The sequence below is a fragment of the Lacisediminihabitans sp. genome, assembly GCF_036569425.1.
In the GTDB taxonomy this organism is placed as follows: domain Bacteria; phylum Actinomycetota; class Actinomycetes; order Actinomycetales; family Microbacteriaceae; genus Lacisediminihabitans.
In genome coordinates this window covers 17619-42863 of sequence record NZ_DATCQQ010000073.1, presented here as the reverse complement: position 1 = coordinate 42863, position 25245 = coordinate 17619, and the positions used below count along the sequence as shown (strand labels likewise).

Below are 25245 nucleotides of genomic sequence, written 5' to 3'. Positions count from 1 at the left end.
CTTTCACGCTAGCCCATGTCGTGCTCTCGCGGCGTACCCCGACGAGAGTATTCCGCTACCACCAAGCCCTACTCGCCAGGCCGGATAACATGACCAACACCAGGATGACCCCGAGGCCTATTGTTGCGCCGATCGGCAGACTGCGGCGCAGCCGTCGACCCCCCGGCGCCACAGTGTTCGCGTCGAAGTTCTCAGTGCGTTCGTCCCGATACCGCACCGACCGCGACAGCGTCTTCGCCCCGACGGTGTCAACGATTCGAAGCACTCGACCGTACGTCGAACGAGCCAGCAGATCGAACGGCTTCGGAGAGTAAACGTACATCCAGTCGTCGATCACTTCCACGTCGTAGGAGGAGGCTTCGTCCACGAGGAGTGCCATCAGGTCGGGCGTGAAGAGGTAGAGAGCGTCGCGCTCGTAGCCCCTCGGAGCAAACAGGGTGAAGGAGATATTGAAATCGCCCTCGAGAGCCAGAAGCTGTTTGCTCCGGAAGCTGGCAGGCAGATTACTTCCCGCGAAGCGATGCCGATTCGCCTTGGCTTCGAGCACCATGTGCGGCAGTCTTCGGTCGAGCCGGATCGCGAAGTATCCCCAGTGTCTCAGTGCCCTCTGTCCAACACCATTGCCCGAGTACTGGTGGTTTCCGATCTCGAAGTAGCGCCCCGACCTCGCAGAGAGGCAGTCATAGGCCAGGCGCGAATCCCCCACGTTGAAGATCGCCCCGGCCAGGGGCGGATTCGTGCGCTCGGGAACGAAACCCCAACCATTGGCTTGAGCGAAGAAAGCCAGCCGGTACCACGCCCTCCAGCGGTTGGAGAAGTTCACGTCGCGTCGGACGATGTCGAAGAGCAGCCGCGTCGCCACTACGGCCCCGGCGAGTGTCATGCCGCCGACCAAGAACAGGAGGACCCACCGGGCGGCGGGCGGTGCGGCGACGGCCGCCGGTGCGAGCGCGATGAACAGCATGAGCGCGAGCGCGAGCACGATGGAGCCTGCCCCGAGCGCGACCAGGACGACGATCACCGACCTCACGGTTCCGACGACGGTGTTCGGATAAGGAGTCGGCAACGCGCGAGCCCACCGCGTGAAGTTCGAGAGGTCGCTTCGCGACATCCGCGAGGTCAACGGCGCGAAGTCGATGTTCGACCCACTAATTTGAGGGCCTATCGTTTCGGCTGGCATCCTCCGATGGTCCCAAGTCTTCGGCCATGCGGCACGCCCCAGTTCGGGGAAAATCGCGCTCCGTCATGTCGATTCCGGGCTCCCCCGACCGTCGTAGTGACGAGTCGGCAACACGGCCGACCCGCCGATTCAAGGAGGAACAGATGTCCAATTTCGTTCTGGCGTTTCGCAGCAAGCCCGATGTGATGGCGACCGAGGAGGAGATCAGCGACTGGAACGCGTGGTTCCAGCAGCTGGGCGGCAGCGTGGTCGACATGGGCAATCGCATCGGCGAGGTGAAGCTGCTCGGCGAGGGAGCGGGCGCGAACCAGATCTCCGGCTACTCGGTGATCGACGCGTCCGACTTCTCGGGAGCGGTCGAAATCGCGAAGGGTTGCCCCGGCCTCAAGTACGGCGGCAGCGTCGAGGTGGGCCAGCCCATCGCGATGTGAACTACGCGACACCCGCGGATGCGCAACGGCCGGCTGGTTGCCCAGTCGGCCGTTGCGCCGTTCGCATCGCTCGCTCAGTCGGCCCATTCGCTCAGTCGGCTCGCTCAGTCGGACCATTCGCTCAGTCGGCGAGGATGAGATAGAGGGCGCGACGGGTCTCGTCGAGCTTCTCGATGGCGGCCGCGCGCTGTGCGTCGGTCGCCGAGTGGCGAAACTGCTGAACCACTCCCATGAGCTTGCCGACGCTCTCGAAGAACTGTCCGCCCGACTCGCTCTGGCCGGGGGTGGCATCCCAGGCCTTGGCGAAGTCGTCCTCATGCTCGGCCACGTGGGCCTTTCCGGCATCCGTCAGCTCGAACTCGGTCTTGCGACCGTCACCGTTGGAGACGATGAGGTCCTCGTCGACGAGCTGCTGCAGGGTGGGGTAGACCGAGCCCGGGCTCGGTCGCCAGGCTCCGCCGGTCTTCTCGGCGATCGCCTTGATGAGGCCGTAGCCGTTCGACGGACCCTCCGCCAGCAGCGAGAGGATCACCGAGCGGATGTCGCCCTTGCTGGCGCGACGCGGGCCGCGCGGGCCGAACCCGCCACCGAACCCCGGACCGAAGCCAGGGCCGCCGAAGCCACCGGGGCCGAAGCCGCCGAAGCCCGGACCGCCGGGGAAGCCGTGGCCTCGTCCGCCGCGCTGGGAGGGGTCGTGGTGGAAGCGACCCGATGGGTCGTGATGTGTTTCGTGTGTGTAGTGGTTGCGTTTCATGATCGCAGACACCCTTTCTGTCTGCTCAGGTCTATTCACTGAGCCATCGCAGAACTTCTGCGATGTGTTTACGATATATCGTTAAGACGAAAAGTACAAGCGGATGCCTCAAATCGCGCAAAGGATTCGCCCGAGGCTCCCTCGAGGGCTCCCGCTAGGCGATGAAGCTGAAGTGCTCCACGACCGGAAACTGGTGGTACGAGTCGTGCAGCAGGGTGCTCCACACCCGGAACGCCGGCGAAATCGTGAAGCCGGCCCCCCGCATCCGGGAGTTCTCCCACTGCACGATGAGCAGGTGCGTCGTCGGCGTCTCGACGCCGCGCGACAGGGTGAGCCCGAGGAATCCGGGGCTCGACTCGATGAGCTTTCGGGCCGCGGCGAAGGCCCGCTCGAAGTCGGCCTCCTCTCCCGGTCCAACGGGTATCAGGGCGTGTTCGACGATCATGGGGGCCTCCGGGTGCGGTTCGGGTAACGCGCTTCAAGGACTTGAGCGAACGCTACACCTGCCGCGCCCCGAGCGCGAGAGCCAGTGTCCCCGCGCGTACGACGCCGACGTCTTACGGCTGGTCGGGCTCCCGCTCCGGTTCGGTCTCGGGTTCGGGCTGGGGCGCCGGTTCAGGTCCCCATTCCGGCTCGGTCTCGATCTCCGGTTCCCGTCCCGGTTCCGTCTCGGTCTCCAGTTCGGCGAGCGCCTCGAGCGCTGCCTCCACCTCGGCGAGGGTCGGCAGGTCCGCGCCCGCTCGGGACACGGTGATGCCGGCAGCGGCCGCCGCCCGCCGCCCCATCTCGAGTAGTTCGGCCTCCGACACGGCGGCTGGGTCGATGTCGAGAAGAGAGTAGACGAGCGACGCCATGTAGGTGTCCCCCGCACCGATGGTGTCGACCACCGTCACCGTCGCGGACGGCACCTCGACTCGCAATTCCCTGGTCGTCAGGATGGATCCGGCGCCGCCGAGCGTCACAATCGCGAGGCGAGGTCCCAGGGCGAGCACCTGGGGCAGCACCTCGTCGACCGTCAGGTGCGGGTAGAGCCAGGCGGCATCCTCATCGCTCAGCTTCACGACACTCGCGAGGGAGGCCATCGCCTCGAATCGGCCGATGTTGTCGTCGCGGCTGCCAATGATGCTCGGGCGGATGTTGGGGTCGTAGGTGACGATCGTGCCCGTCGCGGCGGCCTTGAGCAGCGATCGCACGGTGTCCGCCCCCGGCGCGAGGAAACTGGCGATCGACCCGGTGTGGAGCACGCGCGATGGCGGCGTCGAGGCGTCGGCGGGGAGGCTCCAGTCGAGATCGAACACGTAGCTGGCGGCGCCGGTCGCCCCGATGGTGGCGGCGGCGGTCGACGTGCGTGCCGCGGACTGGGAACCAGGCGCGAGCCGCACACCCGCGAGGTGTTCGGTGATGAGGCGGCCGCGCTCGTCGTCCCCGAGATGGGTGAGGAAGGTCGTGTCGACGCCGAGCAACCCGAGCCCGTATGCGACATTGGCTGGGCTGCCGCCCGGCAGCTCGGTGGTCGCGTCGGCGGTGCGCACGATGTCGATGAGCGCCTCCCCGATAACGCAAACGGCGCGTGGCATCTCAGTCATGCCTCGACCCTATTGGGTGCGGAGGCGCAATGACGCATTGCGGAGGCGCTTGCCCGCGCGTGCCGACACGCTCGCGTCGCCCGCCGCTCCCGCGCTCCCGCCGCGTGCCAGCGCGCCGCTCCCCGCCGCGTGCCAGCGCGCCGGCCTGAGCAACCGAACCCGATCGCTCACTCGTCCGAGTCTCACATCCCCTCCCCCACAAAGCACCGCCCGATACAACATATGTACAGATTGGCGAGGGGCATTCAGATAGGTATTCGACTCTGGAAGGCTGTGTCCATGCTCAGCCTCGTAGACACGTTCACCGCATCCCTCGATGCCGTGCGCTCGGCGACGCGCAAGCTCCCCTCTGGCATCGAATCGATCCGGGCGCTGGATGACGCTGGCGTCCTCGAGGTGCAGCGCCTGCTGGCCGCGGCACGCCGCGACCTCGATGCCTGCGCTTCCCTCGTGGCGGGCGAGATCAGCTTCCGGTCCCGCCGAGAACTCGGATACTCGGGTCTCGCGCAACGCGAAGGGCTGCGCACCGCGCAGCTGCTCGTCCAGCGCGAGACGGGGTCCACCGCTCGCCAGGCAAACACTCTCGTCCAGGTCGGCGAAATGGTTCTCGATTCATTTGCCTCGGCGTGCCCGGAGATGCTCACCGTCCCCCGCGAGCCGTGGCTCACCGTGGTGGGAGCCGCCGTCGCCGCAGGCACGCTTTCGATGGATGCCGCCCAGGCGATCCGCTCCGGACTCGGAACCCCGTCGAACGAGGTCGACGGCATCTCGGCGGCCGGGCTGGCCGATGCCGCAAGCCGACTCCTCGTGAACTCGGCTGGCCTCGATGCCGACCAGTTCCTTCGGCGAGCGCGCGAACTCCGGGACGAACTCGACGAGGCTGGAGTCGCGACCCGCGAACGGGACATCTACCAGCAACGCGGCTGGCGTCGAACCAGGCGAGCCAATGGACTCTCCCGCTACATTCTCGACCCCGACATCGAATCCGCCGCCTTCTGGGACTCCCTCTACGACACCCTACTGTCACCGCGACGCGGCGGTCCTCGATTCGTCAGCGCCGCGGATAAGGCGTGGGCCGACACTATCGCGTCCGACGAGCGCACAACGGCCCAGCACGCCCACGACGCGATCACCCAGCTGATTCGAATCGGTGTTGCCGCAGATACTGCAGACAGCCGCCGCCTCATCGGATCCCGCACGCCATCCGTGCGAGTACTCGTCACCGAATCGGCACTGACCAAAGAGTCCGGTCATGGCCGCATTGAGGGATGCGACATCCCCGTGGCGATCGAGACCGTACAGCGTGCCATCTGCGACTCCGGCACCGTGGAGATCCGCTTCGATGAGGAGGGCCAGGCCCTCAATCTCGGCCGCGAACAGCGGCTCTTCGACAAACGGCAACGGATCGCGCTTGCCGCCCGCGACGGCGGATGCCTCTGGGGAGACTGCGATCGACCACCGAGCTGGACGGAAGCCCATCACATCGTCCATTGGAAACGCGACCGCGGCCGAACAGACATCGCCGACGGAACAAGTTGTAAATACGCCCCTACAGTAGTGAAGCTAAACAATTCGACTTGGCCTCCGGCTCTAGCGAAGCGGGCGAGTTCGAATATTGGGCGCCACTAAGTGAAGCTAAAGCGGCGACGTCGGCACAATCCAAGGTGAGAGTACTTCTTCAGTGCCCAGTCGAACACCATCGATCCGACTCCCAGGCCTGAGGAGCCGCTCTACTCTAATTAGTCCACGCGCGTGAGCCCCAATAGTCCGACGCAGAACAGCTGTGTCCCGAGACGAGAAGAAGTGCGGCCAGACCGCTTCGACTTGGCGTTGGATGGTGTCCCAGTCTGAGGGACTTACCGCGCGGCGAATCAAGGGCAGAACACGCTTGGCGCGGTAGAGGTCGGACAAAGTCCTCTCGTCATTTCCTAGAAGCGCAAGCAACGCCTCCCGGTGTATTGCCCAGCCTTCGAGCAGCTCCCTGTCCAATACGGCATCAGAAACCTGAGTTGGCGAAAGCTGAATTTGATGAAATTGTTCCGCGTGGCCCCAAAGTTCGTGCGAAACAGCAAGAAGAAGGCGTGACGCGGCAAAGCTGTCATTGTTCGCGAGATTGGAGAACCGCTTGGAAATGAGAATGACACGAGGTGTTCCGAGCGGTGTCGGCATAAACATAGCCATGTCGATAAGCGGTTCGAGAGCTTTCGGTGCCTCGATAATCGCCGACGTGAAGCTGTCCGCTCCTTGGACGCCTGACGTGTCTGCGAGTGCACGAGCGATGGCGATGGATATCTCCGCCACGGCTTCGTTGTGCGATCTGCCCTGTATGTTCCATCGTTCCTCCAGCCGCCCTGAGAGTCTTTGCAGATCACCTTCAAGTGGCGTGGCGGCCGCAAGGAAGCTATCCATTTCTCGCTCGATCTCACCTCGAGAAAGTTCCTCCCATTCGGGTGTAAAAGCGCCAGAACCGCTGACGTTGGTGCCCGCACGACGACTTGAGTGCGTTTCCTGGCTAAACGACGACCAGTCGACCGACTCACCACTGCGCACAGCAGATAGAAAGGAGGAGGGCCACGGAGTCGAACCGTTACTGGAGCGCTGGACGACATAGCCTATGAACGCATCCTCGAATCCATCGAAGACAGCGTAGTTACTGGCCCACCCCAGCAGACTTGCGACTTCGCGATACCCGACGAGGCATCGGCAGATGTACTCGGACTCTTCAGGCGTGCTACCGGCAAGCGCTTCTTCGAACTTTTGCGTCTCCCACCACGCGCCAAATGTAATTTGATCGATGATCTTGCTGAGGCTCATAGGCTCACGCGTTGATGGCTTCGACTAATACCATTTTCGAGATCTGCCTTTGGGTGAATACTCCACGGCAAATCCAATAGGCCAGCAGGCCTCCAAACGCGCCCACTGCGCCAAAAAGCCAGAGTCCTACTAACGCAACTGGGACCTGCGCGGCCCAAACCGCGGTCACGTTGCTCACAAAGTCAGAGCCTGTCCGGCCTGCCGCCCTCAAAATGCTCACGTTTGCATATGTCCACCCGATGACCGGACATATCGCGGCTACCAGAAGCATCAGGGCAAAAGCAATCTGGCGGACATCAGGATCTGGCGTAGCGATGAGGGCGATCGGCCAGGCTAGTCCTGCGAGCACCAAGCCCAGCCCGATGGAGACACTCACAAATCGCAGGCGGATTGCCTGGCGTTCCCTGATGGCGAAGTCAGGGTCGACATTGTGAGCATGACCGATCAGATACAGCGATGCCGCTGACAACGATGAGACAAGGACGAATGCAAGAAGATGCGTGCTCGTAGCGATTCGCGCGCCCGCAAGTCCGGTCACGCCTCCGAAAGCTAGTAGCGCGGTGAAGGCGATGTTACCGGCATAGTCAAGCGACGCGGAGCCGACTGCTGGCAACGACAACTTCCGCCAGCCTGCAAAATGAGATCTGGCGAGTGCGGAGCCCGACTCGGATGATAGGGACATGCTTCGAACCTGGTAGACGAGCCAAGGCACCACGACCAGTATCCCGATAGAGCTGGCCAGCCCGTCGCCGAATGCGCCCCACCGAGGAATCGGTCCAAACCCGTAGACGAATGGAAGGTCTAGCAGCAAATTCATGCCCGAGCTGATGACGAAAACGACTAGTGGAATTTTCAGTCGACCCCACGAGACCAACGTTATGGTGAAGGCACTTGTCGCAGCTTCGATCAATACGCTCGGTGAGCGACCAAGGAGATAAAGTCCGGCTTGAGTTGTGCTGCCCTCAAGAATTGAGCGACCAAACCACAAGAGCGCTAGTCCGCACAGCAGCAGCATGGCAAACGCGATAACGGCCAAAGGGAGCAGTGCCCGGAGTGTAATCGTCAAGCCTGAGACGGTTCGGGAGGAGTCAACATTCCCCGCAAGGCGGGGCTGCAATATTCGATACGCCATCAAACCCCCGAATAAGGCGTTCGCTGGAAGTTCGTAGATACTCGACCCGAGCGCGACTCCCGCCAACGCAGAACTCGAGAAGTGCCCAATGATTAGCGTGTCAGTGAGTCCGACTACCACCCCTCCGATCGAGCTCAGGGCGATCGGGCCGGCGTACCGAAGGAGTTCTCGGCTTGTAAACACCTATGCTGCTCCAGACCGCTTGGGACCGCCGAACGAAACGGTGTAAACAACTTCGTTGTCCAGATCAGGATCCAGTCCCATGATCTCGCAAGTCAGTGAGTCGTTCACAGCTGGGGACATATGTGGCGTGATGTCTCGTCGAGATAGCGACCAGAGCAGGTGGTTCACCACTTTCGCACCATCGATCCAGAGACCACGCAGTGCTCGTGCGTGACGATATCGCCACTGGTGACGGTGAATCTCTGACACATAAAGAACAGTGACTGCGGCTGTGATCGGTGCGGGTTGACCTACAAGAGCTATGCGCATCTCTTCTCGAAAGTTGCCTCGCGATAGGAGGATGAGACTTGAGTCGCGCAGGTCGTATCGGTAGATTCCTGCTTCCAAGCCAGTCACCTCGTACACCGCGCAGTAAACGTCGAGGGAAGGCCCAAAGTTGACCATCGCGTTTAGCGGGTCGCTCGCCAAGCTTGGCGTGCGGAATGCTACAAGCCTCTTTGTTGCTTCAGACAGGATCTCTGCTAGGTCATTGAGGTGAAGCGGGGTCCTGTCAGGAACCAGCGTCGTACGCCTACGGCGAAGCACTTCGCCGTCTGGAGCAACGAGCTTGTTTGGCGACTTTGGCAGTTGAACCTTGTCGATCGACATTGGGTAGCGCTCTGAAGGAAGTGGCGACGAGTTCGCGTACGTGGACAGGACTTCTGCATGCTGGTTGCGGAAGTCGTTCCCGACATCCGAGTATTCGAGATCGAGAGTTGAAATGTAGAACGGGATCGCGTCGCTCCATCCGTATTCGTCCCATTTCTCAAACTCGCCGAGGTCGACTTCTGAATCGGTTCGCGCGCCATTCAGGGTCCCGCCCGTGCTCACGTGCCGAGCGACCGAGAGCGAGTCGGCCTTGAATGAGCGCGAGGCACCGATATTGCGAATTTCCACACTTCCCGCGATCGCGCCCGGCCAAGCGCGGAATCTCATTCGCGACATCAGCTTCCAACTCGAATGAGCTCGGGCGGAAGCTCACTTTCGAGCCCGACAGAAACTAGATACGACGGACTCTCTATCGCAAGTGAAGGACTTTGAATTAGGTCCTTCACTGCGGAGTCCCTAAACCCGTGATGGCCGTGCGCGATCGAGCCAGCCCGATCACCGAGTGTCTCTAGCAATCCCCCAAGGTGCCCAGCGTCGTAGTAGACAGTGCGAAGCGTTCGAGCTTCCCGGTACCGATACATATTGCGCCCAAACTCTGTTGAGACTATGAAGACTAGACGAGGTGGGGCACCCAGCCTGAAGGCGCCAGGAAGATCAACTCGCAATCTCTCAGTCGAGGGAAGGTCGCGTAGGCGACCAAGTCGAGCTTCTCCTACGCCGACATGATAGGCACCCCGCGACAGACCAGGGACATCTAGCGCCAGTATGTACAGCTCGGAAGGGTGGCGACACCCACCTGACGGGCTGGTCCGCTTCATGTAGTCCGCGCCAGGAGTCCGTGACTGTTTCCACACGATGGGAAGAGCAGCCACAGACGCCATGTTCAGAATATGGTCGAGAAGGTTCGTTTCATTAATCGGATCGAGATCGCTGCTGAAGTAACCTAGCGCGTCGTCAATATCGGGAAGTGCAAGGTCGGGCGCTCCCTTGAGCGGGAGCATTCGTTGGTTATCGGGCTCGACCTCCGCGTACGCCGTCATACGTTTCTTGTCGACCTCCTGGCCACCACGTGAGTAGTCTTCGAACGGATAATCCCAAGTAGAGGCCAAGTAGTCGAAAGGCTCTCCCCATCCGATTTGAGCCCATCGCTGGAGCGTCTCAATGCGAGGCGCCACTTTCTGGGCGGGTTGCAAGACTTGCAAATCTTGCAATTTTTTGATCCGCAGCGATACCGACGTTGAATCAATGCTCGAAACATCGCTATCTGCTAGCGCCGCAATCACGTCTTCGTCTGCACGCGCGCTCAAGAATGCGATGGCGATCGCGGCCGTTAGACGGTCCACCCGCCACGACTTGTGCCTAGCCAAGTCATGAACCGACCATCCATTTTTGTCGTCAGAAAAGACGCGTACGCCGGGATTGGTAGTCAGAAATGCCAATTCGAGTTCCTTGATGTGGCACGGTCCGACGCAGTCTTGAACGTCGGACCGCGCGAAAACAACCGTGCGACTAAAGGTGAATGTTGCCCTGCTGGATGAGGGCGGGGCTCGCTGCCTCGATCTCTTCGATCACCAGATCGTTGTTCTGCTCGTTCATGTTCACCTCCCCGTATACGTGATTCGTCATTGACAAGTGCGAGCATACAGACTGGATTGTCTACTGCAAAACGACGGGGGTGCTCCAGCGGTGACTGCTCGTTCGGAGGACGCCAGAGTCACGAGGCCGCCGACTTTCTCCTCATCTCTCTCAAGCGACGAGATCGCTGATCAACGTGTCACCTTGATGGAGTAAAGAAAGTTTGAACACGATGGTTCGCTGACTGCGGTTGTTGGCCAGGTGGTTGCTTCATGGCTGATGATTGCCGTCGTGCGTCTTCGCTTCGTTTGGGGTGGTGCGGGGAGCGGAGCGGACCGCGCCGCCCCGATTTATCGTTCAGGGTCTTATTTTTCCCTTTTCCCCTTGTCTTTTCCGTGGACGAGAATCCTCTTGGCATCGCGTTCAACATCCATTTGATGGCAAGGCCCGCGTGCGGGGCGCGGCAGTACGTCGGCAATCGTCCGTCCTGAGCTCACAGCCGGGGCAAGTGCCGGATATCTCGGTGCCGGTGGTGTCGGCACGTCGTAGTGTTGTTGCCGTGGAGGCGCCGGTGGTAGTTCAGGCTCGCGGCGTTGCCGTGGAACAGTTAGCGGGTGTCCCGCATCGGTTGGCGCACGTGACCGGAGTCGCGGCTTCCACGGCGAGGGTGGTCGCGCTGGCTGGCTCGGATCATGCGGATGAGTTGATTGCTGCGGCGTGGGTGCACGACATCGGTTACGCCCAGCCGGTGGTTCGTTCCGGGTTTCACCCGTTGGATGGGGCGGTGTTCTTGCGTGGGGCGGGGTTCCCGGATTTGGTGGTTTCGCTGGTTGCCTACCATTCGGGTGCGGTGGTGGAGGCTGAGGAGCGTGGCCTGGCCGACGAGTTGCGGGTCTTCCCGGAGCCCCCGGCTGACTTGCTGGATGTGTTGACGTTTGCTGACATGACGACAAGTCGTGATGGGGACCCGGTGGACGTGGGGAGGCGCTTGGCAGAGATTCAGGCCCGATACGGTCCCGAGGATGTCGTATACCGGGCGATCAGCCGCTCGACATCGGATCTGTTGGCGGCGGTTCAGCGGGTGAGCGATCGGATTGCGGGAGCGTAGCGGCTATCCCAGGTATGGGGTGGGGCGGTGCTCTTGGTAGTGGGTGATCCGTAGCCGCATGGAGGGGTGCATGGTCAGGGTCTCGATCTGCTCGGCGGTGGCCCAGATGATGTCGGTGCTTTCGTCATCGAATTTCAGTTCCCCGCCGGTCAGGGTGGTGGTGTAGCAGAGGGAGAATTGTTGGCGCACTTCCCCGTCGGAGTATTCGATGACGTGGTGCGGGTTGGTGTACACGCCGATGAGTCCGGTGAGTTGCACCTCGAGCCCGGTTTCTTCTTTCACTTCCCGGATCGCGCAGTCTTCGATCGATTCGCCGAGTTCCATCCCACCGCCGGGCAACGCCCACAGGTCGTTGTCTTTGCGGCGGATGAGCACAATGCGCCCGTCGGGGTCGGTGACGATCGCGGTGGTGGAGGGAACAACACTGTTGGCTTTGGGTGCGTCGGGGTTGTTGAAGTGATCGATGCGGCTCATCAGGTTCCTTGTCGGGAGTGGGCGGGGTGGGCGGCAGCCCAGATTCGGTCGAACGATTCGGTGTAGGTATCCCACAGGTCGGGGTCGGTGGGGCGAGTGAGGATCAGGGCGGGGTTGTCGCTGGCGGGAGAGCCGTAGATGTGGTGGTTTGCGACGAGGGTGTCGTCGATCCGGAAAATGGAGGCGTACAGCGGGGTGCCGTGAACGCGAATCTGAATGCCGTCGGTGTGGGCGATCGGGGCTAACCGGTCGATGGTCATGGTGCACCGGCCGGGGAGACTGTTGCCGATCGCTTCCTCCTCGCCGCGTTTGTACACGTTCGCCGCGGCCGGGTCTCCGGCCAGGAACCGGACGGCGACTCCTCGCTCGGCAGCGTTGGTCATGAGCCGGTTGAAGCCGGGGATGGTGTCGAAAAGGAACGTGCCCCCGTACACGCAAATATCGATGTAGCTGGTGGCGGCGGTGAAAAGGTCACGCCAGACGGCGACGGGTATGTGGGAGCGGCTGGCATACACCGTCGCTGTGATGGTACCGCCGCCGGGTGCCGGAAGTGCGGGAAACCGGTCGGGCCACAGGTCGGCGGTGGTGCACTCCAACGCGTCTGCGACCTGGCGTGCATTGTCGGCCTGCGGTGTGGCTTGGCCGTCCATCCACCGTTGAATTGTCCGTTCGTCGAACTTGGTGACAGCGGCGAGTTTCGCTTTCGAAAAGCCCAGGGCTGCCATTCGGTACCGCAACGCAGTGTTGGGAATCGAATCGGTGCGCGGTTCGTCGTCGTCCATGCGCCCCCTTCTTGCTGGCCCGGCCGGTGTCGGCGGACATTCCCCGTGCCGATTTTGTCACATGCTCTGTCCGGCTCTGTCCGCAGATGTCCTTGGAACGCCGGTTTTGCGCCGATGGACTGAAGTTCCCACCCCAACCGGGTGGCAGATAAACCGAAACGGAGAAGCAGCATGAGACTGAATATCAACACCACCGGGGTCACCTTTTTGTGCACGAGGGCGGCGGAGCAGCGCACCGACCGTGACAGCGGGGCAGTGCGGATCGATAAAGAGACCGGGCTGCCGTTGTGGCGGGTGCAGGTCGCAGCCCTCGACACCACCGGGGGTGAAGTTCTCGCCGTCACCGTGGCGGGCCAACCGACGGTCGCTGTCGGCTCCCCGGTGTCAGTGGAGTCGCTGGTGGCGATCCCGTGGTCCCAGGGCGACCGTTCCGGTGTCGCATACCGGGCAGCGAGCATCCGCACTGGCAACAGCCCGACGGCTCCTGCTGGTGAACCGGCCAGCGGCACCTCGTCCGAGCGATCGTCCGCCTCGAAGTAGCACTCCTGGTTTCGGCCCGCCCGCCTGTGTTCCGTCGCACGGATCGCAGGCAGGGCGGGCCGACTTCCCTTCTGTTGTCGAATCCCTGTTCTGAAAGGTTCACCGCTCATGGTTACCAGCACCACCCCGCGACCCCCTGCCGCCAACAAGACGCCCGGTGATGAGCTGGCCGAAGCCCTCTTTCGGCTGATCGGATGGCTGCTGATGGCAGCCGCCAGACTGGTGTGGTGGGCGATCCTGTTCCCCATGCTCAGCCTCCCGGCAGCCCTCAGCATCTACCTCACCGTCGCCGACGGGCTCCGGGCAGGTGCCCTCACCGCGGTGGCTGCCATCGCAGCGTTGGTGTTGTGGCGGTTGGTCGGGGCTGCCTCATTCCGGGCAGCGATCACGACACGCATTCAGGCCCGGTGGCGGCGCTGGGCCGTATACACGCGGTGGTGGGCAGCACGGTGTGCACTGCATGGCCTCACCGCGACCCTCGACGGGAACACCCTGGTTCCCCGGCTATCCAAAGTCAGAATCGGGGCCGTGCAGGATGTTCTGACGGTTCGGATGCTGGTCGGTCAAACCCTCACCGACTGGTCCGAACAAGCCGACGCGTTCGCCCACACCTTCGGGGTGCGCTCCGTGACCGCTACGTCCGCTTCCCGCGGAATGGTCACCATCACCTTGCACCGACGCGACCTGCTCGCTAATCCAATCCTTGTGCCCGTTCCCTCTGCGGCTACGGTGGTGCGCCTTGACGCGGTCACGATCGGGGTCGCCGAGGCAGGCGAGCCATGGACGATCCCCGTGCTCGGCCGACACCTGCTGGTCGCGGGTGCAACGGGGGCGGGTAAAGGCAGTGTGCTGTGGTCGATCCTCACCGGGGTCGCCCCGGCAATCCGAGCCGGGCTGGTCAGTGTGTGGATGATCGACCCGAAAGGCGGAATGGAATTCGGCGCAGGCGCAGCCCTGTTCAGCCGGTTCAGTTACGACACCGGCGAGAACACCGTGACCCTGTTGCGGGATGCTGCCGCAGTCTTGACCGACCGTGCTGGTCGACTGCGGGGAACCGCCCGCCAGCACACCCCCACCGTTGCAGAACCGTTGATCCTGCTGGCCATCGATGAGCTGGCCGCGTTGACCGCCTACATGACCGACCGGAAAATCCGCACCGAGGTCGAGCAACTCCTGGGCCTGGTCCTGTCCCAAGGCCGGGCCGTCGGGGTCTGTGTGATCGCCTGTGTGCAAGACCCCTCGAAAGAAGTCCTTGCCCTGCGGCAACTGTTCCCCACCCGCATCGGCCTGCGGCTGACCGAAGCCACCCAAGTCGCAATGGTGTTGGGGCTCTCCGCCAGGGAACGCGGGGCGCTGTGCGATCTGATCCCCGACAGCCAACCCGGGGTCGGATACATGGCCGAAGACGGCACCGCGACCCTGACCCGCGCCCGCGCATTCCAGGTCACCGATGCCGACATCGACCGGCTCGCCAAAACATTCGCCCCACCAGAACCGGGCACTCCCGCGGCCGTCATCGACCCCGCCCACTGAGCGCACAGGTAGAGGCTAAGGAGCACTCGTCATGATCGCCGCAGAGACACCCCAGACTGATTTGCCTGACGCTCGAGTGATCGCAGAGGTGATCGCACGCGCTGGGTCTTTCGGGTATGAACAGTGGTGGTCCCGGATGACGGCGGCCGGGTACTGCGCGGCACCGATCAAACTGTTGCGCAGCGACCGCGCAGGTGAGAGCTCGGTTTTGGTGCGCTGTAAGAATCGGCGGGCGGTGGTGTGTCCGTCTTGCTCGGACCTGTACGCCGGGGACACCTGGCACCTTGTTCATGCCGGACTCGGCGGAGGCCACCACATCCCCGCCACCGTCGCCGCGCACCCGGCCGTGTTCCTCACCCTCACCGCCCCCAGCTACGGTCCCGTGCACACCACCCACACCAGCTCCGGCAAAGGCAGCGGCAGCGGCAGCGGCAGCGGCAGCGAAGGTGAGAGTGGGCCGTGCCGCCCGGCGTCGGGTTCGGGCACCTGTCCGCACGGGGTCGTCCGGTTCTGCATGGTCGTTCATTCCGAAACCGACTCGCGATTGGGTCAGCCGATCTGCCCGCAGTGTTACGACTACACCGGCCACGCCCTCTTCACCTGGAACGCGCCAACCCTGTGGGCACGATTCACTATCACGCTGCGTCGCCTCGTCCGACGGCAACTGGCAGTGCTCGGGGAGGAGCCGGGAAGTGTCCGGGTGTCGTTCGTGAAAATTGTGGAAATGCAACGCCGCGGTATCCCCCATTTCCACGCCGTCATCCGCCTCGACGCCGCACCCCTCCCCGGCGAGAACAACGAGCCCCACAATCCGCCAACAGGGCTGAGCGCCGACAATCTCGCCGCGCTGGCGCAGCGTGCCGCCCGTCTGGCCCATCTTGAGGTCCCGGGCACGGACGGGGAGCTGACACGGATCCGATTCGGCACCCAAATCGACACCCAACCTCTGACCATCCCGGAAGAACCGCGGGGCACCGCGAGCGGATCGGGTGGTCGGGCCGCCGCTGTGGGTATGGCTCGGCGGGTGGCGGGGTATCTGGCCAAATATGTGACCAAATCGGTGACCGACTTCGGGATCGCACCGCGCCGGTTCCCGCCCGAAGCGATCGACAGCCTGAGTGTCAGCCCCCATGTCGCGTTACTGCTGCACGCCCTCGCCGCGCTATCCCGCCCCGGCGGCGACACGGACACGGGAGGGAACGGTCCGCAACGCTGGTTGCATACCCTCGGTTACCGCGGGCACATCACCACCAAGTCCCGCCGCTACTCCACCACCATGGGTGCGCTCCGGGCGATCCGCGCCCAATTCCAGAAACTGCACACACGCGTCCCGTCGCAAGAGCAGCGCGCCGGGGGCGGGCAGTCCGCTGAACGTCCAGAGCTGCCCGAATGGGAGTATGCGGCGCACGGGCATCGAAACCTGGGGGAACGGTTTTTGGTCGTCTCCGCAGCACTGCGCATCCGGGAATCACGGTGGGCTGCCCGGCAACTCATCGACACGGTCGAGGCCGAAAGCCCGTGAACGGCAACAACCCGCTCGACCGCGACGCGCTGCGGGCATGGGTGGAACAATCCTGCGCCGAACAGGGAATCCCCGTCCACATCACCGACCCGGTCCTCATCGCCAGCGTCGGACGCCTGCTATCCGTGACCGGTTCCATAGTCACCCATCCGAGCTGACAATGCACGGCAGTGCTGGAAGCCATTGGCGCGTTGCCCGTGCCCGAGTGAGGGCCTAAACCCGCCACTGGGGCACGATCCGGGTGGGGTCGAATTCGCGGCCCCGTCGGGTAGCCGAGTTGACTGTTGCGTAGTCGAGGACTGCGCCGATGATGGCCGCTTGTCGGGAGAGATTCAAGGTGCCCCACCGGGTTTCCAGTTCGTTCCCGGTGCCGATGAGGCCGGTGAGAGTGTCGTCTCCGGTCAAATGGGCGAGTTGCCGGTCGACACGGTCGATTCGGGCTTCGATGGTCTCCCTAGCGGCTTTCCACTCTGCGGTGCTGATCCCTTTGGCAGCCCACAGTTCGGAGAGTTCGACCAGCTGCGCCTGGTCGCCCTGAAGTTCGGCACTGAGGACCGCGTACCGGTCATCGGTCGCGGCCCTGCCCGCCAGCACATCAACCATCGCGGTGCTGTTCAGCCGGTACAGGACCGCCTGGGTCACCCATTCCTCGACCGGGCCAGCAACGATCGTCATCGACCCGCAGCCGCCGTGGTCGGGCCCGGACATGCACACATACCGGCGGGTATCGACCCGCACCGAACTGAACAGTTTGCCGCCACATTTGCCGCACCGCAGCAACCCCGACAGCAGGTAGCGGCGCGGAACACGCCTCCCGGTCGCAGTCTTCCTGGCAAACATTGCGATCAACTGTTGATGCTCGGCCGGGCTGATGATCCCCGGCCATTGTGCTGCCCCGACGATGGTGCCATTGTGGGCGCGGAGCCCCGCAATCCGTGGGTTGGTCAGAACCTGCCGGATCGCACTCGTGGACCACTTCGCCCCCGTCACCGTGGCCACCTGCTGGTCCTGCAACCAGAGAGTCAGGGATGCCAACGATTCACCGGCAAGATACCGGGCAGCAACCTCCCTAATGATTGTGGCTTCCGCTTCGCGGACGGCGAGTTGGTCTTTCTCGTATCCGAACGGGCGGCGACCCCCGTTCGGTTTGCCTGCTTCCGCGTTCTCGATCGCTTTCCGCTTCAACCGCTCCGACTTCCGACCCGATTCCTTCGCCGCGACCGCCGCCAGCACGCGCGCCATGAACATGCCATCATCGTTGCCGAAATTGATATCCCCGGTCACCGCAACCAACTGGGTCACCTTCGCGGCCTCACAAACCTGGGTGAACTGCTCCAACTCGATCGGACGCCTAGTCAACCGGTCCGCGTTATACACAATCACCGCATCCCGGATCCCCGCCGTAATGTCTTCCAACATCCGCTGATACGCGGGACGATGTTTCCCACCGAACGCCGAAATATCGTTATCGACATACTCCTCCGCCACCACCCAGCCCCGTTCATTTGCGATCCGACGGCAATCCTCAAGCTGACGCTCAACCCCCAACCCCTCGCCGGTAACATCACGGGAAATGCGGGCATAAACAGCGACACGAGAGAAAGAAACCATAGGGACAGATTAGCGCAACAATGCGGACGGAGTTCTCCTCTGCCGCTACCATCACCTGCTGCTGCACAACAACCTCTGGCAGATACGGCGTGAGGGCTCAACGTACTGGCTGATTCCTCCGCCAACGGTGGATCCGCGCCAGGGCCCTCGTCTCATGCACTCGAAGAGTGCGGCGCTGCGCGACCTGCGGGGGCGGCGCCATGCCGGTTGACCCGCCGATCGCACCAGGAAACGCCGCACCGATCCTCGACGCCTTCAGGAGAGTCCCCACGCTGGCGACCGGCGGCTTCGCCTTCTTGCACTGGGCCCTACTGCTGGGCCCGCTCGAGTACCAGCTCGCGCACCCGGGCGGCATCCGCCGTGCCCTTCATCGCCTTCATGACGGCACCGATCACGGCGCCGGCGGCCTGAACCTTGCCGTCCCGGATCTTCTCGAGCACGTCGGGCTGCGCCGCGAGCGCCTCGTCGATGGCGGCGATGAGCGCACCGTCATCCGAGACCACGGCGAGCCCTCGGGAGGCGACGACCGCGCTGGGCGAACCCTCGCCCGCGACGACGCCTTCGAGCACCTGGCGCGCCAGGCGGTCGGTGAGCTCTCCCACCTCGATCAGCCCGATCAGTTCGCTCACATGGATCGAGGAAACGAGGGACGATGCATCCACCGAGGCGGCGTTCGCCAGTCGAGCGATCTCGCCCGTCCACCACTTCCTCGCCTGTGCCGGGGAAGCGCCGGCGGCCGTGGTCTCCTCGATCTCCACCAGGAGGCCGGAGTTCACGACGTCCTGGAACTCAAGCTCGGTGAAGCCCCACGCCTCCCTGAGCCGGCGGCGGCGGATCGCCGGCGCCTCCGGCAGGGCGGCCCGCAAGCTCTCGATGAGTTCCAGGGAGGGCTCCACCGGGAGCAGGTCGGGCTCGGGAAAGTAGCGGTAGTCGTCCGCGTCGCTCTTGGGGCGGCCCGCCGACGTGACGCCGGTGTCCTCGTGCCAATGCCGCGTCTCCTGGATGATTGTGCCCCCGGCGTCGAGAATGGCGGCCTGCCGCTGGATCTCGTAGCGGATGGAGCGCTCGACGCTGCGAAGGCTGTTGACGTTCTTCGTCTCGGTGCGCGTGCCGAGCGGCGGCGGATCCCCCGCGGCCAGGGCCTCGGCCACCGACTTGCGGGAGCGCAGCGAAATGTTCGCGTCGCAGCGCAGGTTTCCGCGCTCCATCTTCGCGTCGCTGATTCCGAGCGACCGCACGATGTCACGGATCGTCGAGACGTAGGCCTTCGCCAGCTCGGGCGCGTCGCGATCCGCTCCATAGATGATGTTGGTGACGATCTCCACGAGAGGCACACCGGCGCGGTTGTAGTCCACGAGCGAGTACTCGGCGCCCTGGATTCGGCCGGTCGAGCCGCCGACGTGCGTGAGCTTGCCGGCGTCCTCCTCCATGTGGGCGCGTTCGATCGAGATCTGGAACAGCCGGCCGTCGGAGAGTTCCACCTCGACGTTGCCGTCGTAGGCGATCGGCTCGTCGTACTGGCTGATCTGGTAGTTCTTGGCCAGGTCGGGGTAGAAGTAGTTCTTGCGCGCGAAACGGCTGGACGCACGGATGCTGCAGCCGAGCGCGAGGCCGAGACTGATGCTGTGGTGAATGGCCTTCTCGTTCACTACCGGCAGGGTGCCCGGAAGCCCGAGATCCACCGGAGTCACGTTCGTGTTGGGCTCGCCGCCGAAGAAGTTGGGAGCATCCGAGAACATCTTCGTGCGGGTGTTGAGCTCCACGTGCACCTCGAAGCCGAGCACCGGCTCGAACAGCTCGAGAGCCCTGTCATAGTCCATCAGTTCAGCTTTAGCCACCTGATGATTCTACGGGGAGCGCCCCCAGCCTGTTTGGCACGGCGGCCTCGAGCGGCTGCGCCGATTTCTCCGACCGCACGAAGGCGATGCCCGCGAGGATGAGCACGCCACCGACCAGTTGCAGCAGGGACAGGTTCTCGCCGAGCAGCAGCCAGGCGTAGAGGGCGGCCGCGACCACTTCGAGCAGTCCGGCGAACGAGGCGAGCCGGGAGCCCAGCATCCCGCTCGCGGTGATGCTCGCGGCATAGGCGAGCGCGGTACCGATGATGCCGACGATCACGAGCGGCACCCACCAGGGCGTGGCAGTGCCGAACATGCGCACCGTGCCGAACGTCACGGTGAACGGCACGATGCCGGCGAGTCCGGCGAGCCCGAGCACGAGCCCCCCGAAGACGAGCCCGGATGCCGCGAGCGCGACGGGCGGCAGGCCGTCGTTCGGGCGTGCAGCGACCACGTAGTAGACAGCGCAGCCGACCGCGGCGAGGGCGGCGAAGAGAAGCCCGACGATCTCGAGCGCTCCCCCAACGCCCGGCGACACCACGAGCACGAGCCCCACCAGCGCCACAACGGAGCCCACGAGCACGACGGCCTTCGGCATCCTGCGACTGGTCGCCCAGATGAAGGCGACAAGCAGCAGGGGCGCCAGGTATTCGATGAGGATCGCCGTGCCCACCGGGATGCGCTGGAGGGCCGCGAAGTACACGAGTTGGGTGCCGGCGACGCCCACCAGCGCCATCGCGAGAACGCGCCACCGCGCGCGCCAGAGCGCTGACCAGCGACCGCGGAGGGCGAAGAGAGCGAACGGCAGAAGCACGACGCCGCCGAGGAGCGCGCGAATCGTCACCGCCGACGCCGGGCTCCAGCCCGCCTCGAGGAGCGGCTTGACGAAGGCACCGGATACGCCGAACGCCGCCGCCGCGATGACCGCGATGACCAGGCCAAGGCTCGTCGACGACTGCTTCACGAAATCCTCCTTCGTCATGGTCTACATTGTCGTATGCCCCTGACATTACGACCACGAAAGGTGACGGGTCAATTTGCATCTAGCCCCTGACACCGAGGAGACGCTGGAGTTCGCCGTCGCACTCGCCAACACCGACCCCGCGGCGTCCAGGGGCGGCTCGGACGAGATCGGCACGGTCGGGCAACTCGCCGGATTTCTCTCCGACTGGTCATACTCCGGGCGGATCGACCACGATCCGGCGGAGCTGCGAGACGTGCTTCAGACCAGGGACCTGCTTCGGCGGTTGTGGGACCTCGACGTGGACGATGCCGTGCACGCGGTCAACGGGATGCTGGCCGAGGCCGGGGCTCTCCCGCACCTCGCGCGGCACGACGGATCCCCGTGGCACCTGCACGCCACGAGCCCGAACGCCCCGCTTGCCCAGCGGATCCGCGTCGAGGTCGCGCTCGCCTTCGTCGACGTGATCCGCTCGGGCGTGACGGGCCGGCTGAGGCGGTGCGCCGCCGACGGCTGCGGCGGCGTGCTCGTCGACCTGTCCCGAAACGGGTCGAAGCGGTTCTGCAGCGTGCGCTGCGGCAACCGGATGAACATGATCGCGTTCAGGGAACGCGCGTCACAGGAGTAGTCGCTACCGAGTTGTCGCTACCGTACGAGCTCCGGCACCTGGCTGATGAGGGTGCGACCCCACTTGTCTTCCAGGAGCGCCTCGATCGCGGCGCCCACCGAGTACAGGCGAACGTCTTGCCGGGCGGGGGCCATGATCTGCAGCCCGGTCGGAAGACCGTCCTCGGGGGCCAGCCCCATGGGAAGCCCCATGCCCGGGATGCCCGCGAGGTTCGCCGGGATCGTGGTCACGTCGTTGAGGTACATGGCGAGGGGATCCTCGATCTTCTCGCCGAGCTTGAACGCGGTGGTCGGGGCGGCCGGGCTCACGAGTACGTCTGCCTTGTCGAACGCGCTCGCGAAGTCGCGCTGGATGAGCGTGCGCACCTTCTGCGCGCTGCCGTAGTAAGCGTCGTAGTAGCCGGCGCTGAGGGCGTAGGTGCCGAGGATGATGCGGCGTTTCACCTCTGGGCCGAAACCGGCCTCGCGGGTGGCGGCCATCACATCCTCGACCGTCCCGCCCCCCACGGGGTTCACCCGGAGTCCGAAACGCACCGAGTCGAACTTGGCGAGGTTGCTGGAGGCCTCGGCCGGAAGAATCAGGTAGTAGGCGGCGACGGCGTACTCGAAGTTGGGTGCAGACACCTCCACGATCTCGGCGCCGTTCGCGGCGAGCAGCTCGAGGGTCTCGTGGAACCGCTGGCTCACTCCGGCCTGGAAGCCGGGGGCGTCGAGTTCCTTGACGACTCCGACGCGCACGCCGTCGAGGGACCGCCCCCTGGCACCGGCGCGGGCCGCGTCGGCGAAGCTGGGCCATTCGTCTCGAAGGGAGGTCGAATCGCGTGGATCATGCCCACCGATCACGTCGTGCAGGAGCGCGGCGTCGAGAACCGTTCGGGTTACCGGCCCCACCTGGTCGAGCGAGCTCGCGAGGGCGATCGCACCATAGCGGCTGACGCCGCCGTATGTGGGCTTGACGCCGACGCTTCCGGTGACGGCCGCGGGCTGGCGGATGGAGCCTCCGGTGTCCGAGCCGAGGGCGAGCGGCGCCTCGAATGCGGCGACCGCCGCCGCGGAGCCCCCGCCGGAACCGCCGGGGATCCGATCGAGGTCCCACGGGTTGTGGGTCGGGCCATAAGCGGAATGCTCGGTTGAGGAACCCATGGCGAACTCGTCCATGTTCGTCTTGCCGAGCGGCACGAGGTTGGCCTCGCGCAGCTTGCGCACGACCGTCGCGTCGTAGGGCGGAACCCAGCCCTGGAGGATCTTCGAACCGGCGGTCGACGGCATGTCGAGCGTGCACAACACGTCTTTGATCGCGATCGGGACGCCGGCGAGCGGGCCGAGGTCCTCGCCGATGCGGCGCAACACGTCGACGCCCTCCGCGGTGTCGATGGCGTCCGCGGAGATGTGCAGGAAGGCGTGGATGTCACCGTCGACCGCGGCGATGCGGTCGAGGTGGGCCCGCGTCACTTCGACGCTCGAGACCTCGCGGGACTGCAGCTTCTCGCTGAGCTCGGAGGCGGAGAGTCTGGTCAGGTCGGTCATTACTGCTCCTCGCCCAGGATCGCGGAAACCTTGAATCGGCTTCCGTCGTGCTCGGGTGCGCCGCTCAGCGCCTCCTCGGCGGAGAGGGTGTCGCCGATGACGTCCGGGCGGAACACGTTCACGAGCGGAATCGGATGGCTCGTCGCGGGCACGTCGGCCGTGGCGACCTCCTGAACCTTGTTGATCGCGTCGAGGATCACCCCGAGCTCGCCCGTGAGCTTCTCGATCTCTTCGGGAGTCAAGGCGATCCTGGACAGGTTGGCGAGGTGCGCGACGACGTCGTTCGTGATCATTTCGTGGACCTCAAGACAGCTTCAGACATTCGGCTCCGTGCACGTGTGAGCGCGTTCCAGCGCGGCGGGGATGACAGTCCAGTCTATTCCGGGCGGGGGGAGGTGATCGCGCGGCCGGACGCGCCGGTGCCGACACCTCGGCGGCGACGCCCCAGCGGCGACACGTCAGCGGCGACGCCTCAGCGGCGACACGTCAGCGGCGACGCCTCTGTGGCGACACGTCAGCGGCGACGCCTCAGTGTCGACTCAGCATCGACACCTCAGTCCGAGATGCCGAAGAGACCCTTGCCGTGCTTCACCAGCACGTCGAAGGCGTCACCGCAGGTGGCGGGCACCGGGGCACCGGGCTCGTACCTGGCCAACAGGAGTCCGAGCAGCCCGGTGGCGGGTGGACTCAGCGGCCGCAGGCGGTGCTCCACGTGCGGCGCGACGGCCGCCTCCGGATTCGCCGGCACGTAGGCGGGCACCGTCTGTGGCCAGAGGGCGGGCTGCCATGGCGACGGGAAGGCCGCGAGTTCTCGGGTTCGACCGTGGCGGGGTCATCGTGCTCGCCGACCACTACCGCTACCGGGCGCTCGCGATCGTGCGACTCGCATCCGCCAGGGTGCCGTCCGTGACGAGGGAACTCTCATCGATGCCGATCAGGGCGAGGTTGCGCATCGCCTCGGTGCCGGCGTCGAAATAGCCGAGGTGGCCGACGGCCGCCGCGAGAGGCTTGCGGGTGATCACATCAACACCGCCCGCCACGCTCATCTTCTTGGCCCCGAATGACGGCGAGCCGGGGTCGCTCCCGTAGAACGCGGTGTTCACCACCGGGTCCCACGCCGCCTCGCCCACGAACACGTTGTCGTTGCGCACGGAGAGTTTCGCCGCGGATTGGGTAGCGCCTCCCGGCGAACCCACGATGGCGAGCGCGTCCACGGTGACGCCGCCCTTGGCGAGCTCGATCATCGCCGCGGTCGAGCCGTACGAGTGGGTGACGAGGGTGACGAAGGGTTCCGAATCCTCGCGCACGGTCTGAATGCCGAGCAGTGCGTTCCCGAGCAGCCTCGCGCCCTCGTTGGCGCGATCGAGGGACCCGATGTCCAGGGCGCCGGGCGTGGTGTAGCCGATCCACGACACCGTGGCCGTGGTCTTGCCGACCATGGACTTGTCGGTCTTCGCCAGGCGCGCGATCCACGAGTTCTGCTCGGTGTTGAGGTCCTGGGCGATCGCGGTCCAGTCGTACATCTGCCCCTGCACGGTGAAGAACATCCCGGGCACGAGGTAGCTCACATAGTCCGCGGTCTCGAGATTGCCGACCACGACGGCGGCCCGAGCCTCGCCTCGGGGATCGAACGTGATCAGCTGGCGCGGCGGGTCGCCCGCCGAACGCTTCAGGGTCCGCTGCACCTGTTTGAGGATGTCGAGGTGGTGCCGGTCGGCGACGAGCGTCGCGCGGCCCGCGCCGGCGGCGATCGAGGCCTCGAGCCTCGAGATCGACTGGTGAAGATAGCGCCGGTTCGCGGCATCCCGCACGTCGAATGGCACCCCGTCGAGGTTGCCCACCAGTTGAGGGGCCGACCGGGCGAGTGCCTTCTGGCCCGACTTCGACAAGCCGGCCCACAGGGCAGAGGTCGATCGGGCCGACGGCGGGTTGGCGAGCAGCCGGCTCACCTTGGACGGGTTCTGGCCGATGAACCGGGAAATGTCCGAACCGGGAAGGAGGGCGAGCTGGTCGAGCAGTGCCGTGCCGCCGAGCTTGGGGAGAAGGGACGGATCCACCGCGCTGGGCAGCACCGTGACACCGCCCTGCTGCGCCGGGCTGAGGTACGGACCGATCGCCGTCGAGATTCCGGTCGGGTCTTGGATGGAGGGATCGGCGGTGGAAATCTGGGAAACCCGGTGATGCATTTCGTGCGCTACGAACGCCTCTGCGACACCGTTCAGGGTGCCCGAGTTGTGAATAGCTGCGACGTCAAACAGCAAAGGTGGTGAATCCAATCGTTGTTCCGGCGCCGACTGCTCACCGATTGCAACGCAAAATACCCGATATACCCCATATTAGGGGTCGATATGCCGCATAACCTAGGGTCGACCAGTCGTCAACCCCAGTGAGTCGGGCCCGCGGGTGCAAACACCAGAAG

The 25245-nt window shown here is 64.5% G+C and carries 24 protein-coding genes; 8 read left to right on the top strand and 16 right to left on the bottom strand.

Annotated features, from left to right (window positions below):
• Positions 1 to 55: 55 nt before the first annotated feature.
• Positions 56 to 1021, bottom strand: coding sequence for a hypothetical protein (locus VIM54_RS12265; RefSeq protein ID WP_331901696.1), 966 nt, complete (start codon positions 1019 to 1021; stop codon positions 56 to 58).
• 302 nt (positions 1022 to 1323) lie between these two features.
• Between VIM54_RS12265 and VIM54_RS12260 the strand changes: the two genes are divergently transcribed.
• Positions 1324 to 1611, top strand: a complete 288-nt coding sequence (locus VIM54_RS12260; protein WP_331901694.1) for a hypothetical protein — start codon at positions 1324 to 1326, stop codon at positions 1609 to 1611.
• Positions 1612 to 1732: 121 nt separating this feature from the next.
• Here the strand turns inward: VIM54_RS12260 and VIM54_RS12255 are convergent, their stop codons facing one another.
• The 3 genes from VIM54_RS12255 to VIM54_RS12245 form a co-directional block, all read right to left on the bottom strand.
• Positions 1733 to 2365: a PadR family transcriptional regulator gene (locus VIM54_RS12255; protein ID WP_331901693.1), complete on the bottom strand. Its 633-nt coding sequence runs from the start codon at positions 2363 to 2365 to the stop codon at positions 1733 to 1735.
• Between the two features lie 154 nt (positions 2366 to 2519).
• Positions 2520 to 2810 (bottom strand): antibiotic biosynthesis monooxygenase, encoded by a 291-nt coding sequence (locus tag VIM54_RS12250; protein WP_331901692.1) that lies wholly within the window; start codon positions 2808 to 2810, stop codon positions 2520 to 2522.
• Between the two features lie 112 nt (positions 2811 to 2922).
• Positions 2923 to 3951 (bottom strand): PfkB family carbohydrate kinase, encoded by a 1029-nt coding sequence (locus VIM54_RS12245; protein ID WP_331901690.1) that lies wholly within the window; start codon positions 3949 to 3951, stop codon positions 2923 to 2925.
• A 279-nt stretch (positions 3952 to 4230) separates the two neighbouring features.
• Between VIM54_RS12245 and VIM54_RS12240 the strand changes: the two genes are divergently transcribed.
• Positions 4231 to 5580, top strand: a complete 1350-nt coding sequence (locus VIM54_RS12240; protein WP_331901688.1) for a DUF222 domain-containing protein — start codon at positions 4231 to 4233, stop codon at positions 5578 to 5580.
• Between the two features lie 6 nt (positions 5581 to 5586).
• On the opposite strand, the gene VIM54_RS12235 is transcribed toward VIM54_RS12240, so the two are convergent.
• The 3 genes from VIM54_RS12235 to VIM54_RS12225 are packed head-to-tail and all read right to left on the bottom strand — an operon-like array spanning position 5587 to position 9055.
• Positions 5587 to 6765 carry a hypothetical protein gene (locus tag VIM54_RS12235; protein WP_331901687.1) on the bottom strand — a complete coding sequence of 393 codons (1179 nt, stop codon included), beginning with the start codon at positions 6763 to 6765 and terminating at the stop codon, positions 5587 to 5589.
• Positions 6766 to 6769: 4 nt separating this feature from the next.
• Positions 6770 to 8080, bottom strand: coding sequence for an MATE family efflux transporter (locus VIM54_RS12230; protein WP_331901685.1), 1311 nt, complete (start codon positions 8078 to 8080; stop codon positions 6770 to 6772).
• The gene (locus VIM54_RS12225; RefSeq protein ID WP_331901683.1) at positions 8081 to 9055 is read right to left on the bottom strand and encodes a hypothetical protein; all 975 of its coding nucleotides are present in this window, start codon (positions 9053 to 9055) and stop codon (positions 8081 to 8083) included.
• 1756 nt (positions 9056 to 10811) lie between these two features.
• On the opposite strand from VIM54_RS12225, the gene VIM54_RS12220 reads away from it, so the two are divergent.
• Positions 10812 to 11411, top strand: coding sequence for an HD domain-containing protein (locus tag VIM54_RS12220; RefSeq protein ID WP_331901681.1), 600 nt, complete (start codon positions 10812 to 10814; stop codon positions 11409 to 11411).
• A 3-nt stretch (positions 11412 to 11414) separates the two neighbouring features.
• On the opposite strand, the gene VIM54_RS12215 is transcribed toward VIM54_RS12220, so the two are convergent.
• Both VIM54_RS12215 and VIM54_RS12210 read right to left on the bottom strand, forming a co-directional pair.
• Entirely contained in the window at positions 11415 to 11885 is a 471-nt protein-coding gene (locus VIM54_RS12215; protein WP_331901680.1) for an NUDIX domain-containing protein, read from the bottom strand.
• The gene (locus VIM54_RS12210) at positions 11885 to 12667 is read right to left on the bottom strand and encodes a helix-turn-helix domain-containing protein (protein ID WP_331901679.1); all 783 of its coding nucleotides are present in this window, start codon (positions 12665 to 12667) and stop codon (positions 11885 to 11887) included. Before VIM54_RS12210 ends, VIM54_RS12215 begins: the two co-directional genes overlap by 1 nt.
• Positions 12668 to 12838: 171 nt before the next feature.
• Between VIM54_RS12210 and VIM54_RS12205 the strand changes: the two genes are divergently transcribed.
• From VIM54_RS12205 to VIM54_RS12190, 4 genes are all read left to right on the top strand, one after another.
• The gene (locus VIM54_RS12205; protein WP_331901678.1) at positions 12839 to 13207 is read left to right on the top strand and encodes a hypothetical protein; all 369 of its coding nucleotides are present in this window, start codon (positions 12839 to 12841) and stop codon (positions 13205 to 13207) included.
• 108 nt (positions 13208 to 13315) lie between these two features.
• Positions 13316 to 14740: an FtsK/SpoIIIE domain-containing protein gene (locus VIM54_RS12200; protein WP_331901677.1), complete on the top strand. Its 1425-nt coding sequence runs from the start codon at positions 13316 to 13318 to the stop codon at positions 14738 to 14740.
• 31 nt (positions 14741 to 14771) lie between these two features.
• The gene (locus VIM54_RS12195; protein WP_331901676.1) at positions 14772 to 16262 is read left to right on the top strand and encodes a replication initiator; all 1491 of its coding nucleotides are present in this window, start codon (positions 14772 to 14774) and stop codon (positions 16260 to 16262) included.
• A complete protein-coding gene (locus VIM54_RS12190) occupies positions 16259 to 16420 on the top strand; it encodes a hypothetical protein (RefSeq protein WP_331901674.1) in 162 nt (53 codons plus the stop codon). Before VIM54_RS12195 ends, VIM54_RS12190 begins: the two co-directional genes overlap by 4 nt.
• A 55-nt stretch (positions 16421 to 16475) precedes the next feature.
• On the opposite strand, the gene VIM54_RS12185 is transcribed toward VIM54_RS12190, so the two are convergent.
• From VIM54_RS12185 to VIM54_RS12175, 3 genes are all read right to left on the bottom strand, one after another.
• Positions 16476 to 17873 carry a recombinase family protein gene (locus VIM54_RS12185; RefSeq protein ID WP_331901672.1) on the bottom strand — a complete coding sequence of 466 codons (1398 nt, stop codon included), beginning with the start codon at positions 17871 to 17873 and terminating at the stop codon, positions 16476 to 16478.
• Between the two features lie 308 nt (positions 17874 to 18181).
• The gene (gene gatB / locus VIM54_RS12180; protein WP_331901670.1) at positions 18182 to 19711 is read right to left on the bottom strand and encodes an Asp-tRNA(Asn)/Glu-tRNA(Gln) amidotransferase subunit GatB; all 1530 of its coding nucleotides are present in this window, start codon (positions 19709 to 19711) and stop codon (positions 18182 to 18184) included.
• Entirely contained in the window at positions 19704 to 20693 is a 990-nt protein-coding gene (locus VIM54_RS12175; protein ID WP_331901668.1) for a DMT family transporter, read from the bottom strand. The genes gatB and VIM54_RS12175 overlap by 8 nt, the downstream gene beginning before the upstream one ends.
• A 55-nt stretch (positions 20694 to 20748) precedes the next feature.
• Here VIM54_RS12175 and VIM54_RS12170 point away from each other — a divergent pair, with 55 nt between their 5' ends.
• Positions 20749 to 21300: a CGNR zinc finger domain-containing protein gene (locus VIM54_RS12170; RefSeq protein WP_331901667.1), complete on the top strand. Its 552-nt coding sequence runs from the start codon at positions 20749 to 20751 to the stop codon at positions 21298 to 21300.
• 17 nt (positions 21301 to 21317) lie between these two features.
• On the opposite strand, the gene gatA is transcribed toward VIM54_RS12170, so the two are convergent.
• The 4 genes from gatA to VIM54_RS12150 form a co-directional block, all read right to left on the bottom strand.
• The gene (gene gatA / locus VIM54_RS12165) at positions 21318 to 22826 is read right to left on the bottom strand and encodes an Asp-tRNA(Asn)/Glu-tRNA(Gln) amidotransferase subunit GatA (protein ID WP_331901666.1); all 1509 of its coding nucleotides are present in this window, start codon (positions 22824 to 22826) and stop codon (positions 21318 to 21320) included.
• Positions 22826 to 23119: an Asp-tRNA(Asn)/Glu-tRNA(Gln) amidotransferase subunit GatC gene (gatC, locus tag VIM54_RS12160; protein WP_147783776.1), complete on the bottom strand. Its 294-nt coding sequence runs from the start codon at positions 23117 to 23119 to the stop codon at positions 22826 to 22828. The genes gatA and gatC overlap by 1 nt, the downstream gene beginning before the upstream one ends.
• Positions 23120 to 23379: 260 nt before the next feature.
• Positions 23380 to 23586, bottom strand: coding sequence for a hypothetical protein (locus VIM54_RS12155; RefSeq protein WP_331901663.1), 207 nt, complete (start codon positions 23584 to 23586; stop codon positions 23380 to 23382).
• A 97-nt stretch (positions 23587 to 23683) separates the two neighbouring features.
• The gene (locus VIM54_RS12150) at positions 23684 to 25012 is read right to left on the bottom strand and encodes an alpha/beta hydrolase (protein WP_331901661.1); all 1329 of its coding nucleotides are present in this window, start codon (positions 25010 to 25012) and stop codon (positions 23684 to 23686) included.
• Between the last annotated feature and the right edge of the window lie 233 nt (positions 25013 to 25245).

Coding starts and splice junctions, on each gene's coding strand:
- VIM54_RS12260 (WP_331901694.1), top strand. CDS start 1,324: ATGTCCAATTTCGTTCTGGCGTTTCGCAGCAAGCCCGATGTGATGGCG.
- VIM54_RS12255 (WP_331901693.1), bottom strand. CDS start 2,365: ATGAAACGCAACCACTACACACACGAAACACATCACGACCCATCGGGT.
- VIM54_RS12250 (WP_331901692.1), bottom strand. CDS start 2,810: ATGATCGTCGAACACGCCCTGATACCCGTTGGACCGGGAGAGGAGGCC.
- VIM54_RS12245 (WP_331901690.1), bottom strand. CDS start 3,951: ATGACTGAGATGCCACGCGCCGTTTGCGTTATCGGGGAGGCGCTCATC.
- VIM54_RS12240 (WP_331901688.1), top strand. CDS start 4,231: ATGCTCAGCCTCGTAGACACGTTCACCGCATCCCTCGATGCCGTGCGC.
- VIM54_RS12235 (WP_331901687.1), bottom strand. CDS start 6,765: ATGAGCCTCAGCAAGATCATCGATCAAATTACATTTGGCGCGTGGTGG.
- VIM54_RS12225 (WP_331901683.1), bottom strand. CDS start 9,055: ATGAGATTCCGCGCTTGGCCGGGCGCGATCGCGGGAAGTGTGGAAATT.
- VIM54_RS12215 (WP_331901680.1), bottom strand. CDS start 11,885: ATGAGCCGCATCGATCACTTCAACAACCCCGACGCACCCAAAGCCAAC.
- VIM54_RS12210 (WP_331901679.1), bottom strand. CDS start 12,667: ATGGACGACGACGAACCGCGCACCGATTCGATTCCCAACACTGCGTTG.
- VIM54_RS12205 (WP_331901678.1), top strand. CDS start 12,839: ATGAGACTGAATATCAACACCACCGGGGTCACCTTTTTGTGCACGAGG.
- VIM54_RS12200 (WP_331901677.1), top strand. CDS start 13,316: ATGGTTACCAGCACCACCCCGCGACCCCCTGCCGCCAACAAGACGCCC.
- VIM54_RS12195 (WP_331901676.1), top strand. CDS start 14,772: ATGATCGCCGCAGAGACACCCCAGACTGATTTGCCTGACGCTCGAGTG.
- VIM54_RS12185 (WP_331901672.1), bottom strand. CDS start 17,873: ATGGTTTCTTTCTCTCGTGTCGCTGTTTATGCCCGCATTTCCCGTGAT.
- VIM54_RS12175 (WP_331901668.1), bottom strand. CDS start 20,693: ATGACGAAGGAGGATTTCGTGAAGCAGTCGTCGACGAGCCTTGGCCTG.
- gatA (WP_331901666.1), bottom strand. CDS start 22,826: ATGACCGACCTGACCAGACTCTCCGCCTCCGAGCTCAGCGAGAAGCTG.
- gatC (WP_147783776.1), bottom strand. CDS start 23,119: ATGATCACGAACGACGTCGTCGCGCACCTCGCCAACCTGTCCAGGATC.
- VIM54_RS12150 (WP_331901661.1), bottom strand. CDS start 25,012: ATGCATCACCGGGTTTCCCAGATTTCCACCGCCGATCCCTCCATCCAA.